The sequence below is a fragment of the Vreelandella jeotgali Hwa genome (genome assembly GCF_000334215.1).
GTDB lineage: Bacteria > Pseudomonadota > Gammaproteobacteria > Pseudomonadales > Halomonadaceae > Vreelandella > Vreelandella jeotgali.
In genome coordinates, this window is the sequence record NZ_AMQY01000010.1 from 47,150 (window position 1) to 61,192 (window position 14,043).

The window sequence follows — 14,043 nt, forward strand, 5'->3', positions numbered from 1 at the left end:
CGCGCCGGCACGGCTATTGACAGAGACGGAAGGTTTTCTGAGACGAAACGCTCACGGAGAGCAAAAAATGGACATGCAGGCAGCCCTGCAAGGGCTAACCGGCGGGGTGCTGATCGGCCTTTCCGCCACCTGGCTGATGGCCGCGCTGGGCCGCATCGCCGGCATCAGCGGCATCGCCGCCACCCTGGTCACCGCCCGGCCGCAGCGTGAGAACGCCTGGCGGCTGGCGTTTGTGCTGGGCATCATCAGCGGGCCGCTGCTGGTCATGCTGATCAACGCGCAAACCGGCGCCGGCCTGGGCAACGTCGCCGGGGCAGCGGGCGCGTCGGGAACGTCGGCGAGTGCGATTATCGGCGCGCCGGCCGGCGGCGTAGCGCTGATGCTCGTCGCCGGGCTGCTGGTGGGTATCGGCACCGGGCTGGGCAGCGGCTGCACCAGCGGCCACGGCGTCTGCGGGCTGGCCCGGCTGTCGCCGCGCTCGCTGGCCGCTACCCTCAGCTTTCTGGTTGCCGCCGTCATCACCGTGTTTATCGTGCGCCACGTTATCGGAGGTGAGTGATGAAAACCCGCTTGACCAAAACGCTGGCAGGCTACATCGCCGGGCTGCTGTTCGGCCTGGGGCTGGCGCTCGCCGGCATGACCGACCCGGCGCGAGTGCTGGGCTTTCTCGACATCGCCGGCGCCTGGGACCCCACGCTCATGTTCGTGCTCGGCGGCGCAGTAGTCACCACCTTCATCGGCTACCGCCTGGTGTTGCGCGGCACCGGCCCGCTGTTCGGCCGGTACTTTCAGCTGCCCACCCGCCGCGAGCTGGACGCTCGCCTGCTGGGCGGGTCGGCGCTGTTCGGCATCGGCTGGGGGCTGTCCGGCTACTGCCCCGGCCCGGCAATCGCCTCGCTCGCGGCGCCCAGCGCCCCGCTCATCGCCATGCTCGCCGCCATGATCGTCGGCTGGCAGCTGGCCCGGCGCCAAGGCAGCCACTAACGGCGCACCGCCGCGACTACTCCTGCTCGACCTTCATGCTCAGGCGGTCGGGCAGCGCCAGCGGGTCGCTGGCCAGCTGCTGAAGGTTGGCCTCATCCGGCACGTCCAGATGAATACTCAACGCCTCGGCGTCGCCCGCCATCATCGCCACCAGGCCGTTGGCAATCTGCTTGACCCCGGGCCCGTACATCTGCCCGAAGCCCTCGGCCTGAGTGCGCGCCTGCTCCATGAAATCAGTCTCGGACATCCCCTGCATCGCCGCCAGCGACGCCGGCAGGCGCCCGAACAGCCCCTGCTCGGTGAGCGTCATATCCATATCGCCGCCCAGCAGCGTCACGCCCTCAAGATCATCCAGCCCGTCCACGCCGGCAGCCAGCGCCTTCGGGTCGGCGCCCTCGGGCAGGCGGGCCGTCACATCGGTAGTGATCTGCCAGCCCAGCGCATCGCCAATGCGCAGCCGGCTGTCACCGGTGAAACGGGTCGCGCCGCCGTCATCCTCCTGGCGGCCGTTGGCCTGCGCATCAAGATGAAGCACACCGCTGCCGTCGGTCACCAGATTGCTGACCATACGCAAGGGGCTACGCTGGTCCGCCGGCGCCTGAGCGATCAGCGGGTCCAGCTCCAGCGTCAGCGCATCCAGCGTAAAGCGGCCTTCGTTCTCGTCGCGGGTATCCACATCCAGCGCCGCCAGCGAGCCCGTCAGCCGGTCCAGATCAACATCCAGATCCTTCAGCGCCAGGCGGTCCAGCTCGGGCTCGTCATCATCCAGCCCGCTGAAACCGCGCAGCGTGCCCGAGCCCAGCGCCACGCTGCCGCTGCCCAGCTCGTCCAGGTTTTTCAACTGGCCCTCCAGCCCGCTGAACGTCAGATGCTCCACGGCCTGATCGCTAACGCCGCTGGCCGTCAGCTGGTCGATAGTCACATGCCCGCCGGCGTCATCCGCCGAGCCTTGCAGTGCCACGTCCAGCGACTCGGCGCTGATATCCGCCGTCAGATCATCCGTATCGGCCTGCGCCGACAGCACCGGCGCCAGGCAGGCAGACGTCACCAAAGCCAGCGGTAAAAACGCTGAAAGGGCAACGCGATCAGTCATCAACATGGCGTTTCACTCCGGGTAGGTTGTTATACTTCAGCGGCTTGTATCGCCGCCATCGATCCTCACAGTCAGTTTTCACAGACAATGTCGGAGCCGGCAGGCAGACTTGTCAACGGCTCGCGCCGCAGCGTCATCCGCTCGACGCCCGACGAGCCGTGAACCGGTCGGCGAGGGGGTTCTACGCCAAGGATGGCGTAGATAGCGTCCAGGGAGGGATTGATAGCGCCCCCTCGCCGACCGGTTCACGGCATGGTCAGAGATTTCTGAAACCACCCCGGCATTTATCGCGCAAGGAGGCCGCCATGCCCCGATTCCTCCACACCGCCGACTGGCAGATCGGCCGCCAGTACGCCCGCTTCGAGACCGAAGACGCCACCGCCCTGGCCGAAGCCCGCTTCGCAGCGGTCGAACGCCTGGCCGAAGTCGCCACCGCCGAAGCCGTCGACGCCGTCCTCGTCGCCGGCGACCTCTTCGACGCCCAGACCCTCGGCGACCGCACCCTGCACCGCACCTTCCAGGCCATGAGCGGCTATACCGGCCCCTGGCTGATGCTCCCCGGCAACCACGACGCCGCCCTGGCCGAAAGCATCTGGCACCGCGCCCGGCGCATCGGCGCCATACCGCCCAACGCCCACCTGCTCAGCGAGCCCGAGCCCCTTGAGCTGGAAAGCGCCGGCAGCGTCATCCTCCCCGCGCCGCTCACCCAGCGCCAGACACCCCAGGACCTCACCGCCTGGCTCGACACCGCCAACACCGCCGACGACCGGCTGCGCATCGGCCTCGCCCACGGCAGCGTCGAAGGCCAGCTGCCCGAAGCGCTCGACGCCACCAACGCTATCGCCACCAACCCCATCGCCGCCGACCGCGCCGCCACCGCCCGGCTCGACTACCTCGCGCTGGGCGATTGGCACGGCCTCAAACAGATCGACGCCCGCACCTGGTACAGCGGCACCCCCGAGCCCGACCGCTTCAAGGACAACGGCGCCGGCCAGGCACTATGCGTCGACATCGACCGCCCCGGCGCCGCGCCCCGAGTCACGCCCATTGCCATCGGCCGCCACGCCTGGCACCAGTGGCAGCGCCACCTCACCGTCGCCTCCGACCTCGACGCCCTGCTCGCCGAGCTTGACGCCCTGCCCGCCATGTCGGTGCTCGACCTCACCCTCACCGGCGAGCTCGACCTCGCCGGCCGCGAGCGCCTTGACCGCGCCCTGGGCGCCGCCGCCGGCCGCCACCGCAGCCTGCAAACCCACCGCGACGCGCTCGCGCTCACCCCCACCGCCGACGACATCGCCGCCCTGCACGCCGACGGCTACGTCGGCAACGTCATCCACGAGCTACAGCAGCGCCAGACCCAGGGCGACCCCGACGCCGACACCGCGCGCCACGCCCTCGGCCTGCTCGCCGGCCTGCTGCGCGACCAACCCGGCCAGGAGGGCCAGCCATGAAACTCACCCGCCTGCGACTGGAGCAGTTTCAGCAGTTCCGCACCCCGCTGGAAATCACCCACCTCGACCCCGGCCTCAACCTCTTCGTCGGCCCCAACGAATCCGGCAAAAGCACCCTGGTGCGCGCCATCCGCGCCGCCTTCTTCGAGCGCCACCAGACCAACAGCGTCGCCCACCTCAAACCCTGGGACGACTCCGCCGCCGCGCCCACCGTCGCCCTGGCGTTTGACTGGCAGGGCCGCCACTGGACGCTGGACAAACGCTTCCTCCACCAGCCGCGCTGCGACCTCCAGGCCGACGGCGAGGCCTACACCGGCAGCGCCGCCGACGACCGCCTGGCCCGGCTGCTGGGCTACGAATTTCCCGGACGCGGCGCGAGCAAGGCCGAACATCGCGGCATCCCCGGCCTGCTCTGGGTCGAACAGGGCGCCGTCCAGAACATGCGCGACCCCGTGGACCACGCCCGCGAACACCTGCAAACCGCCCTCGGCCAGGCGCTGGAGGAAGGCGTCGCGGAGAAAGAAGCGGAAGAACAGGGCGCTGACAACGCCAATGCTGACAATCCCGGAGCTGACAATTCTGGTACTGATAACATAAGCAGCGCCCTCGGCAACGCCCTGGGCCACGTCGCCAGCACCACCGGCGATGCGCTCATCGCCCGGGTCGAAAAAGCCCGCGGCAAACTGCTCACCCCCACCGGCAAAACCACCGGCGACTACCGCCAGGCCGAGCAGGACTGCGCCCGGCTCGCCGAAGAGCTGGACACCCTCGACCGCCAGGTCGACGCCTACCGCGACCAGGTCGACCGCCTGGGCGAGCTCCAGCGCCAGCGCCGCGAGATAGACGCCCACCGCCCCTGGCAGGCCCAGCAGCAACGCGCCGACGACACCCGCCGCCAGCTCGACGCCGTTCACGCCCGCCAGCAGGACCAGCACCGCGAACAGCGCGAGCACGACGCCTGCCGGCGCCAGCAGACGCTCTACCGCCAGCAGCTGCAGGACCTGGACCACCAGGCCCGCCAGCTCGAACAGCGCCGGGCCGATACCCGGCAGGCGCAGCAGCACCTGGACCAGCGAAAGGCCGGCGACGACGCCATCCGCCAGCGCCTGCAACGCGCCCGGGCCGACTACCGCCACGCCGAACGCGCCCTCGACGCCGCCCGCCGGCACGCCCACCGCCGGACCCTGGAAGCCGAGCAGCAAAACCTCGCCGACCAGGCCACCCGGCTCAACGACGCCCTGGCCGACGCCCGCCGCCTGGCCGCCACCCTCGATGAGCTCACCCGCGAGCACCAGGCCCAGCACCTCGACCCCGACGCCCTGCGCCGGCTGCAACACATCGAGGCCGAGCGCGACAAACTCGCCATCCAGCAGCAGGCCATCGCCACCCGCCTGGCCTACCGCCTGGAAGACGGCCGGCAGCTCACCCTCAACGACCAGCCGCTGAGCGGGCAGGGCGAGCAGGAATTGCTGGCCGCCGCCGAGCTGCGCATCCCCGGCGTGGGGCAGCTCACCGTCACCCCCGGCGGCGGCGATGTAGCCGACCTCGCGCGCCGCCAGCAGCGCCACACCGCCGAGCGCGACGCCCTGCTGCAACAGCTGGGCGTCGCCAGCCTCACCGACGCCGACACCCGCGCCGCCCGCGCCGACGACCTCGACCGCCGCCGGCAACGCGAACGCGCCCAGCTCAAGGGCCTCGCCCCCCGGGGGCTCGACGCCCTGGCCGGCGAGCACCGGCGCATCGAACAGCGCCGCGAGCAGCTGTCCCAGGAGCTTTCTCAAGAGCTGTCTCAAGAACAGCCTCAAGAGCGTTCTCAAGAGCTGACAAATACTGAAACTGAAAAAGAGCTGCAAAGCGACGCAGCACCGCTCGACGAAGACGCCGCCCGGGCCGCGCTGGCCACCGCCGACGAACGCCTCAAGGCCGCCGAACACGCCGACATCGCCCACCGCGAAGCCCTCAGCCTCGCCGGCCAGGCGCTGGCCACCGCCGAGGCCGAATGGCAGCGCCAGCACGACGCCCTCCAGGCCCCCGGCCGCCGGCAGCGCCACGACGACGCGCAAAACGCCCTCACCGACCTCCAGGCCCGGGCAGACGCCCTGGCCGACTCCCTCGCCCGGCGCCAGCGCGAAATCGACGCCGCCGACCCCGACGGCCTGGCGCAGGACCTCGCGCGCTACACCCGCGCCGCCGAGGCGCTGCAACGCCAGGCCGACACCCGCCAGCACGAGATTCACGAGCTCCACATCCGCCTGGAAACCCAGGGCGCCCAGGGCCTCGAAGAGCAGCGCGACGCCGCCCGCCAGCAGCACCGCGACCGCCAGCGCCGCCGCGACGAACTCCAGCGCCGCGCCCGGGCGTTAGAGCTTCTCCTGCAACTGCTCAAGGAGCAGCGCCAGGCCGTCACCCGGCGGCTCCAGGCGCCGCTGCAACGCCACCTGGACCACTACCTCAAGCGGCTCTTCCCCGGCGCCGAGCTCAGCGTGGACGCCCACTTGCAGCCGCAAACGCTGATTCGCCCCGGCGCCAGTCGCGCCGAGCGCGACGACCTGGAGGCGTTAAGCTACGGCGCCCGGGAGCAAATGGGGCTCATCAGCCGCCTGGCCTACGCCGACCTCCTCCGCCAGGCCGGCCGGCCCACCCTCATCATCCTCGACGACGCCCTGGTCCACTGCGACCGCGCCCGCCGCGAGCAGATGAAGCGCATCCTCTTTGACGCCGCCCGGCGCCACCAGATCCTGCTGTTCACCTGCCACCCCGAACACTGGCACGACCTCGGCGCCGCCCCCCGCGAGCTCCCCGCGCTCAAACTCGCGCCGGCGCCCGAAGGCGCCGACCCCCGGGCCACATAAGCTGCCATCCGCCACAATAAAGCGCCGGATACATTCTGTTACAGTAAAATCCCGCCGCCGCCCTAAAGCTTTTCCCCCGGCGGCCGTTAATTGACACAACGGCGCACGTACAGTGGCCGCAAAGCTGGCGCCAGGGGCCATCACCCGGCCAGATGACACCGAAAGGAGAATCACCATGTCAGTGATCAATACCAACATCACCTCCATGATCGCCCAGCAGAATCTCAACGATTCCAAAGGCGCGCTGGAAACCAACATGGAGCGTCTGTCCTCCGGCCTGCGCATCAACAGCGCCAAGGATGATGCGGCCGGTCAGGCCATCGCCAACCGCTTTGAAGCGCAGACCACCGGCCTGGCTCAGGCGCAGCGTAACGCCAGCGACGGTATCTCCGTTGCGCAAACCGCCGAAGGCGCGCTCGACCAGATCAACGACAACGTCCAGCGCGTGCGTGAGCTGACGGTTCAGGCGAAAAACGGCACCAACAGCCAGCAGGACCTGACCTCCATCCAGGACGAGATTAACCAGCGCACCGACGAAATTGACCGCATCTCCAAGCAGACCGACTTCAACGGCGTTAAAGTTCTTGACAAAGGCGTTGGTGATGAAGCGCTGCAAATTCAGGTGGGTGCCAACGATAACGAAACCATCGATATTGACCTGAAAGCCATCAACTCCAAAGAGCTGGGCATTGATGATTTCGACGTCCAATCGCTTGAGAAGCCGACTTCTGCCTCCATCGCAACGGCGGGTTCATCTACTGGCGATGGCGAGACTGTTACCGTTGCCGGCATTGAGTTTACAGCGACAAGTACTGGTTCTGATTCACTTACCTCTGCTCAAGATGGTGAGAATGTAGTAGCGAAATCTACAGATGTGGACGTAAACTACTTTTCCGGCGACACACCTTCAGGTGTATCGGGACTTGATTCCGCTAATCTGGTAGCAACAGAAAATGGCGACCAGTTTGCCAAAGTTGGTAGCGGTGCAGATGCAGAATTCTACGAGGTAGATGTGACTGCAAAAGCGGCTAGCAGTTCTGGTAGTACGTTCGCTTCCGTCGAGGTAAATCTTAAAGACGGTGCGGATGCCGAACCGATCGACGCTACGGCCAAAGGCATCACTGATGTCCAGGCAGAGGCAGATGCCGCTGACAAGACGATGGAAAAAGGCCTTGAAACGCTGGACAGTGCGCTCAGCGACATCGATAGCCTGCGCTCCGACCTCGGTGCGATCCAGAACCGCTTTGAGTCCGCGATCAACAACCTGAGCACCAACGAGACCAACCTCACCGACGCCCAGTCGCGCATCGAAGACGCCGACTACGCCAGTGAAGTGGCCGACATGACCAAGAACCAGATCCTGCAGCAGGCAGGCACCTCGGTACTGGCCCAGGCCAACCAGCTCCCGCAGAACGCGCTGTCGCTGCTGGGCTAAGCTGACCCCCTCAACCACCGCCCCACGGGGCGGTTTTGAGACTTGGATTGTAACGGGCCCTGCGGGGCCCGTTTTGCGTTGGGGAAGAGGTTATGAAAATAGAAGAAATAGAAAACGTATTCGATGATGCTGAAAGAAGAGTTTTTAAGCTTGGCTCAGATTGCTATATCTTAATCGTAGTCGAAGGCGATGCTGATGTGTGTCTGATTGATAAACCTGATGAAGAATATGTGTTTATCAAAAGAATTGGTGGCTTTATTTTTTCACCTGTTGAGGATCCAAATGGTGACTATTTCAAAGTTATTAACATGGATCTCAGCGAAGCTGGTAAGGGGTTCCTTCGAAAAGGAATAGGAGAGAAAATAGTTGAAATAAAAGAAGACTTATGTGGCCCTGTTGTTTTCGGTAACGCTTGTGGGTTTTCTTCACAAGATGGAAGTCATCTGATTGATGATGGCTTACCGTTTGCGGAAGCTATGATGAAGAAGAAGGCTAAAAGAAATAAACTCAATTCTTGATAAATTCTTTTTTATCCTCTTAATTCCAACATTTTTTGTTACCCTGTCTTATCAAGTGACAGTCTGATGGCGTACCGCCGTCGGCACTCGGCGCCGCCCGGAGAACACAAGGCCTTTTATGGATCAAAAACCCGTGGACACCCCCGCCACCGTGGATTTCAGCTGGCAGTTTACCGGCCGCATCATGGTGGTGGATAACGGCGCCCGTCTGCCGTTCCAGAAGAATTTCAATGGCCTGATGGACCTCAACGCCCTGGCCACTATCGTCTTTGACCCCGCCAGCCGCCTGCAGGAAAACGACGACCTCGCCGAGCTGGACGAGTTTCAGGTCTTCCCCCATGCGCTGCTGGGCGACGGCCAATCCGCCATGCTACACGCCTGCATGGACGCCGAGCGCAGTGGCACCCTGGCGCCGCTGCCGCCGGCGCAGCTGCCGCATAACCGCCACGAGGGCGCGCGGGTCCTCGCCCAGGTGCCGGTGCCCACTCTGGCGCTGGACGCCATCGACGGCCTGGGCCAGGTCGACTGGCTGCTCCTCGACGAGCGCAACGACAGCCTTGCCGCGCTGGAACACGGCACCGCCTACCTCAACGACACTCTGCTGGTGCACGCCCGCTTGCCCATGATGCCCAGCTGCCAGGGGCAGCCCGGCGTCGCCGAGGTGTTCCAGTGGATGACCGGCCACGGCTTTCAGTGCTACCGCTTTGATCAGCCGACCCACTATAGCCACCTGCCCGATGATGTGCCGCTACAGCGTGAGCAGGCCAGCCAGCTGGATACCATCGAGGCGGTGTTTATCCCCGATGAGGCGCGCCTGGCCGCTATGGCGCCGGAGCGGCTGCGCAAGCTGGCGTTTCTGCTCGATGCCGTTCACGGCGTTCATGACCTGGCCTACCGGCTGCTCAATCGGGTCGACCCGGATACCGCTACGCACTACCTCGCCACCCGTGGCTACCTCAGCCAGTTTGACAGCGAGCCGGATACCTTCACGCTGACCGCCGACTACAGCCCGGCGCCCTGGGCCAACCGGGATACATCATCCAGCCGCCAGCCGCACGCAGGAGGGGCCCATGAGTAAGAAAAACCGCCGCAAAAACACGAGCGACGCCCAGCCCAAACAGGCCAAAGCGGCCGGCGTTTACATCAACCGCGCCCAGGGCTTTTTTCGTGATAACGAGGTCCAGCGCGGCATCAATATGCTGTTGCAGGGCGTTAAAGTGGCCCCGGAGAATATCACTCTGCACCTGATGCTCGGCGAGCAGCTAGGCAAACACGGCCGTGCCGAAGCCAGCATCAAGCACTACGAAAAAGCCCTGGAGATCGACCCCGATAATCTGATGGGGCAAATCAACCTGGGCCAGGCCTACAGCAAGCAAAACCGCCTTGACGAAGCAGCACCGCTGCTGCAAAAAGCGCTGGAAGCCGCCCCGGAAACCCCCGGCGTTCATATGAGCTACGGCGTCATGCAGCAGCGCCAGGGCGAGCTGCCGGAATCCGTCGAGCACTTTCGCCAGGCGCTCGCGCTGAAGCTGGAGCAGCCGGCAAAAGACGACGAAAAGCTGCCCGCGCCCAAAAAGCAGCGCGATGACTTCGATAAGCCCGAAACCGAAGAGCTGATGTGGGATACCCTTAATCAACTGGCGATGGGTAACGTCCACGCCTTTGCTTGCTACGGCACCCTGCTGGGGCTGGTGCGCGACGGCGGATTGATACCTTTTGACAAGGATATTGACCTGGGCCTGCCGCATACCGAGATGGAGCGCGCCGTGCGTTGCCTGGAAAATAACGGCTGGGTGGAAGACCCCAACCCGTTTTTGACCAACCCGAGGGCGATGATGCATCCCGTCAAAAAAGTGACGGTGGACCTCTCCGGGTTCGTCATGGATAACGACAGCGACAGCTCATTCACGGGCTTTTGGCTGACCAGCGACGATGTGCCCTACGAATGGAACCGCAACACCTATTATCCGCCGATCATTCTCGATAAAGACATTACCCCGGCAGGCGAGCCTATCTGGTCATTGCGTCACCCGGAAGACTGGCTGGTAGCCATTTACGGCGAGGGCTGGAAGGAGCCGGACCCCAATTTTGATACGGTCATCCGCGCGAAAAACCTGTGCCGCTTCTCTCTGCTCACCCAGTGCTATGCGTTCTCGCGTATTTACAATAAATGGCAGGAAGGCCAGATCAACAAGGCGCTGGCCTTCGTGGAGGGTTCGCTGGAACACCAGCCGGACGATGACCTGCTGCACCGGCTGCAGGAACGCCTGACGCCGCTGGCCGAGTAGGCCCACAAACGTCGCCACGCCGCCGGCACGGCGGCGTTTGATGACCAATAGGGTAGCCGCCGGCTACCCCGCGCGGAAAACGGGATTTTTCCATGACGACTGTTCTGACGTACGGCACTTTTGACTTGCTGCATGTGGGCCATGTGCGCCTTTTAAGGCGCCTGAAAGCGCTGGGCGATACGCTGATCGTGGGTGTCTCCACGGATGCGTTCAATGAGTTAAAGGGTAAAAGCTCCATCTATCCCTTTGCCGAACGCCGCGAGATTATTGAAGCGTTAGGCTTTGTCGACCAGGTGATTGCGGAAGAGCATTGGGAACAAAAGCGAGACGATGTTCAGACGTATAACGTCGATATATTGGCAATGGGCGACGACTGGGTCGGTGAATTCGACGATATTGCCGGCGATGTAGAGGTCATCTATCTGCCACGAACCGAAGGCATCTCCACTACGGATATCAAAACGGTGATATCCCGCGTCGAGGAAGACAAGATATTTGCCCTGGAGCAGGCGGTCAGCCAGGTAGGCCGTCTGGTCAAGAAACTGCGCGATTAACCCATCACGACATCCCGTATCCTGCCACATACAGGAAGTCGCGATATGAAGCTATACCGAGGTTTTGGCCACCCTATCGAGAATGGCACCGTGGAAAACACCCTGAGAAAAACGGGTAGAACCCCGGTGCATACGCCCACTGAACTGCACGAAGCGGCAGATGCTTGGTTTTATGCAGAGTTGGGCGTTAAGGCTCGCAGTACGTGCGTTTTCTGCTCGCCGGATATTGCCCTAGCGTATGAATATACTCGAGCCAAAGAAGGTGCGGTAGAAGCTGAAATTATTCCCGAAGGTGAATTTGCGCTTATCTTCAGCGAGGATGTGCAGGACTTTTTTAGTGATTCGGATGACGACGAGTGCGATGCCATCAGCATCGGCGCATGGCTCAGCCAAAAAAACTACGTCAAAGTGCATTCACTGAACGACATACCGGCCGGCTTCACCGGCGAGGTAATGCTCGACTGCGCGCGCTACACTATCGTGAAGGTGGGCCAATAAGCCCTATGCGTGCAGCCCACCATCAGCAGGTCATCGACGAGCTGCAAACCCTCAACGAAGACGCTGCTCCGGTGCAGCGTGCTATGCCGCCGGGAGAAACGCCGGGCCATCGGTGACCCGGTGGTGGTGCGTGATAAGGGATCTGTCAGGCGCTCTGCGCTTCGCTACGTTAAACACGGCGGCTTACCCTACCTGATGGCATAAAAGCGGCCTGACGGCCCTGCTGGCTCTTCTGGTTGGGTGTTGACGACTTTGTGTCGTCATTGTCCTGAATCAAGGCTGACTCTCGGCCTTCGGATCAACCTCCCAGCCTTCAACGGTTTCTCGGCTGTATTGTTTTACCCATTCTCTCAGCGTGGCATTTCTGAAGCTTTTCGCTTGTACCGTTTCACCGTTGTGGGGGTTGCGGTAGTGCCTGGTCGGCTTGGGTGTTGCTGCCTTTCGGGAAGATCGGCCGGTTTTTTTGGCAGGGGCATCACCGAACAGCTCAAGCAGTTCATCTTTCGATTTATCATACATCTCCAGGACCTCCTCGATCGCTTTCTGAAAATCGATCGCATCCTTGTATGCCTTGTCTTTTTCCAGCTCTTGTAGCTGCTTCTTGATGCGTTCCTGTTCCTGTACCAGGTGCTCATGGCGTTTGATGGGGTGGGTCATGGCGGGTGGCTCCTTGATTCAGTTATGCCAGCGTAAAGCATGCGCGCTGTATGGTACCTGTCAGGCGTTCTGCGCTTCGCTACGTTAAACGCGGCTTATGGTCTGCCTAATCCTGGAAAAGCGCTCCAGCGCGATTCTGGAGCGCTCTCTGCCGTATTACGAGCTGGCTTGCGCCTGACCCCACTCGTCCGGCTCAAAATTCAGGCTTTGCTGGGACTGCTGAATGGCCTCCGCCATCGCCGCCGCCTTATACGCCAGCTCCAGATGGCTTTTATCCATGGTTTCATCCAAGCCCTCGGTGCTGACCTCGTACACCCGCAGGCTTTCCCCGTAGTGCTCTAGCTTGCGTGCCGTCAGCGCCTTGGCATCGTGCAGCAAGCGGATCATGGCCTGCATCTGGACTACCTCACCCTGTACGCGGCGCAAACGCTGCATCACACCACGTAGTGCCTCGGACGGCTGACTGTCCTGATCAAACAAACGATACCCATCCAGCGGGTGTGTGGGCTGCGGTGCTAACGGGTCCATCCACAGCATGTCGTGGGTGGTGGGTTCACCGTTGTCATCTACACCCAGGCTTTCCGGTATCAATGAAAACGGATAGTTCTCCCACAGTCGCGGCGTATGCTCGCCAAAAGGCGTGTCGGTATCCTTGGGCACCACCAGCGCCTGCGGCAGGGCATCAGGCGTTGCCGGAAGGATAATGGGTAGTCGTGCGGCCAGTGCAGCGACATCCGCCTCCACAAGGCTTATTGAGCGCTGGCGGGCAGCCGCCATACGGACATCGGTTGCTACCCAGCGGGCCTGAAAATGTTGGTAAGCCGTAATGAACATGGACTCTCCCTGGAGCGGTGGCGTTTCGTCAGCAGGACGCCACGGTGGACGATGGCGTCAGGATACCGGAGTTAGCTTGTCAATGCGTTGCTGAAGTGACCCACCGGGTAGGCGCTGTGTTTTCAAATCGGTAATGCCGGTATTGACGCGCTCTATCTTATCGCCCAGCAGCTTTTGATAGGCGTCGTGTGTGTCTTTATCCAGCGGCTCATTGTCTGTGTCATCGGCACCTCCCACCTGCGCCTCCAGACGGCTGTGGCCATGCAGGCTCTCAGCCAGAGCGTCCAGCGCCTGGTCCAGCATGCGACGCAGTGCGTATGTTTCGTCTTTATGCTGCTTCTGCTTTGCGGCTTTTTCTTGCTGGTGGGCTTTATTGAGTTTTTGTATACGCCCCTGATCTTGAGCTGCCTCGGTAATGATGTCTCTCACCACCTGTACCTGGCTGTCGCCTCGTTGTTTGGCCAGCCGCTTCAGATCCTTGATGACCTCCTGGGACAGCTGGAAGGAATGCTGGCGTCCGTTTGCGTTTCGATAGCGCTGCTGTTGCTGGGCACCGCTGATACCTTTCATCACCAGCGTGACCTTCGCCGCTGTCGGTTGAGCGTTTGGCTGATTGCCTTCCCGGTAAAGCCTCCTCAGTTTTTCCACCAGCGCAGGATACTCCAGGCTTTCACCGTAGGGGGTGACGTAGTTCCACACCCCTTTGACCTGCAGTTGGTAAATGATCCACTGCATCTGCTCGTGATTGCTCGGGTCTATCCAGGTCAACGTGCGTGCTGGCATACCTTCCTCCTGATGACATTTCGGAACCACGCCAGCCTTGCTGAGCTGCGTGGTTTTTTCCCGCCCCTTACATCCTTCGCAAAAAACAGCATAACG

The 14,043-nt window shown here is 62.9% G+C and carries 14 protein-coding genes; 10 read left to right on the forward strand and 4 right to left on the reverse strand.

The features are described from left to right. Positions 1 to 67: 67 nt before the first annotated feature. A complete protein-coding gene (locus C793_RS0102405) occupies positions 68 to 559 on the forward strand; it encodes a YeeE/YedE family protein (protein WP_017429356.1) in 492 nt (163 codons plus the stop codon). After that, positions 559 to 984: a DUF6691 family protein gene (locus tag C793_RS0102410; RefSeq protein ID WP_017429357.1), complete on the forward strand. Its 426-nt coding sequence runs from the start codon at positions 559 to 561 to the stop codon at positions 982 to 984. The genes C793_RS0102405 and C793_RS0102410 overlap by 1 nt, the downstream gene beginning before the upstream one ends. 16 nt (positions 985 to 1,000) lie before the next feature. Here the strand turns inward: C793_RS0102410 and C793_RS0102415 are convergent, their stop codons facing one another. Continuing rightward, positions 1,001 to 2,083 (reverse strand): aq_1923 C-terminal domain, encoded by a 1,083-nt coding sequence (locus C793_RS0102415; RefSeq protein WP_017429358.1) that lies wholly within the window; start codon positions 2,081 to 2,083, stop codon positions 1,001 to 1,003. Between the two features lie 299 nt (positions 2,084 to 2,382). Between C793_RS0102415 and C793_RS0102420 the strand changes: the two genes are divergently transcribed. From C793_RS0102420 to C793_RS0102450, 8 genes are all read left to right on the forward strand, one after another. Further along, a complete protein-coding gene (locus tag C793_RS0102420) occupies positions 2,383 to 3,528 on the forward strand; it encodes a metallophosphoesterase family protein (protein ID WP_017429359.1) in 1,146 nt (381 codons plus the stop codon). Next, a complete protein-coding gene (locus C793_RS13410; RefSeq protein WP_017429360.1) occupies positions 3,525 to 6,380 on the forward strand; it encodes an AAA family ATPase in 2,856 nt (951 codons plus the stop codon). Before C793_RS0102420 ends, C793_RS13410 begins: the two co-directional genes overlap by 4 nt. A gap of 175 nt (positions 6,381 to 6,555) precedes the next feature. Continuing rightward, positions 6,556 to 7,815, forward strand: a complete 1,260-nt coding sequence (locus C793_RS0102430; protein WP_017429361.1) for a FliC/FljB family flagellin — start codon at positions 6,556 to 6,558, stop codon at positions 7,813 to 7,815. A gap of 92 nt (positions 7,816 to 7,907) precedes the next feature. Then, positions 7,908 to 8,333 carry a hypothetical protein gene (locus C793_RS14415; RefSeq protein WP_156804862.1) on the forward strand — a complete coding sequence of 142 codons (426 nt, stop codon included), beginning with the start codon at positions 7,908 to 7,910 and terminating at the stop codon, positions 8,331 to 8,333. Positions 8,334 to 8,451: 118 nt separating this feature from the next. After that, positions 8,452 to 9,411 (forward strand): hypothetical protein, encoded by a 960-nt coding sequence (locus C793_RS0102435; RefSeq protein ID WP_017429362.1) that lies wholly within the window; start codon positions 8,452 to 8,454, stop codon positions 9,409 to 9,411. Then, complete coding sequence (locus C793_RS14035; RefSeq protein ID WP_017429363.1) at positions 9,404 to 10,621, forward strand: tetratricopeptide repeat protein; 1,218 nt, start codon at positions 9,404 to 9,406, stop codon at positions 10,619 to 10,621. Before C793_RS0102435 ends, C793_RS14035 begins: the two co-directional genes overlap by 8 nt. A gap of 92 nt (positions 10,622 to 10,713) precedes the next feature. Continuing rightward, the gene (locus tag C793_RS0102445) at positions 10,714 to 11,175 is read left to right on the forward strand and encodes an FAD synthase family protein (RefSeq protein WP_017429364.1); all 462 of its coding nucleotides are present in this window, start codon (positions 10,714 to 10,716) and stop codon (positions 11,173 to 11,175) included. Positions 11,176 to 11,220: 45 nt separating this feature from the next. Next, a complete protein-coding gene (locus tag C793_RS0102450; RefSeq protein ID WP_017429365.1) occupies positions 11,221 to 11,673 on the forward strand; it encodes a hypothetical protein in 453 nt (150 codons plus the stop codon). 273 nt (positions 11,674 to 11,946) lie between these two features. On the opposite strand, the gene C793_RS0102460 is transcribed toward C793_RS0102450, so the two are convergent. From C793_RS0102460 to C793_RS0102470, 3 genes are all read right to left on the reverse strand, one after another. Continuing rightward, on the reverse strand, positions 11,947 to 12,330 hold the full coding sequence (locus C793_RS0102460) for a DNA binding protein (protein WP_017429367.1): 384 nt from the start codon (positions 12,328 to 12,330) through the stop codon (positions 11,947 to 11,949). Positions 12,331 to 12,486: 156 nt separating this feature from the next. Next, complete coding sequence (locus C793_RS0102465) at positions 12,487 to 13,164, reverse strand: SapC family protein (protein ID WP_017429368.1); 678 nt, start codon at positions 13,162 to 13,164, stop codon at positions 12,487 to 12,489. A gap of 57 nt (positions 13,165 to 13,221) precedes the next feature. Next, the gene (locus tag C793_RS0102470) at positions 13,222 to 13,947 is read right to left on the reverse strand and encodes a hypothetical protein (protein ID WP_017429369.1); all 726 of its coding nucleotides are present in this window, start codon (positions 13,945 to 13,947) and stop codon (positions 13,222 to 13,224) included. Between the last annotated feature and the right edge of the window lie 96 nt (positions 13,948 to 14,043).

Coding starts and splice junctions, on each gene's coding strand:
- C793_RS0102405 (WP_017429356.1), top strand. CDS start 68: ATGGACATGCAGGCAGCCCTGCAAGGGCTAACCGGCGGGGTGCTGATC.
- C793_RS0102410 (WP_017429357.1), top strand. CDS start 559: ATGAAAACCCGCTTGACCAAAACGCTGGCAGGCTACATCGCCGGGCTG.
- C793_RS0102415 (WP_017429358.1), bottom strand. CDS start 2,083: ATGTTGATGACTGATCGCGTTGCCCTTTCAGCGTTTTTACCGCTGGCT.
- C793_RS0102420 (WP_017429359.1), top strand. CDS start 2,383: ATGCCCCGATTCCTCCACACCGCCGACTGGCAGATCGGCCGCCAGTAC.
- C793_RS13410 (WP_017429360.1), top strand. CDS start 3,525: ATGAAACTCACCCGCCTGCGACTGGAGCAGTTTCAGCAGTTCCGCACC.
- C793_RS0102430 (WP_017429361.1), top strand. CDS start 6,556: ATGTCAGTGATCAATACCAACATCACCTCCATGATCGCCCAGCAGAAT.
- C793_RS14415 (WP_156804862.1), top strand. CDS start 7,908: ATGAAAATAGAAGAAATAGAAAACGTATTCGATGATGCTGAAAGAAGA.
- C793_RS0102435 (WP_017429362.1), top strand. CDS start 8,452: ATGGATCAAAAACCCGTGGACACCCCCGCCACCGTGGATTTCAGCTGG.
- C793_RS14035 (WP_017429363.1), top strand. CDS start 9,404: ATGAGTAAGAAAAACCGCCGCAAAAACACGAGCGACGCCCAGCCCAAA.
- C793_RS0102445 (WP_017429364.1), top strand. CDS start 10,714: ATGACGACTGTTCTGACGTACGGCACTTTTGACTTGCTGCATGTGGGC.
- C793_RS0102450 (WP_017429365.1), top strand. CDS start 11,221: ATGAAGCTATACCGAGGTTTTGGCCACCCTATCGAGAATGGCACCGTG.
- C793_RS0102460 (WP_017429367.1), bottom strand. CDS start 12,330: ATGACCCACCCCATCAAACGCCATGAGCACCTGGTACAGGAACAGGAA.
- C793_RS0102465 (WP_017429368.1), bottom strand. CDS start 13,164: ATGTTCATTACGGCTTACCAACATTTTCAGGCCCGCTGGGTAGCAACC.
- C793_RS0102470 (WP_017429369.1), bottom strand. CDS start 13,947: ATGCCAGCACGCACGTTGACCTGGATAGACCCGAGCAATCACGAGCAG.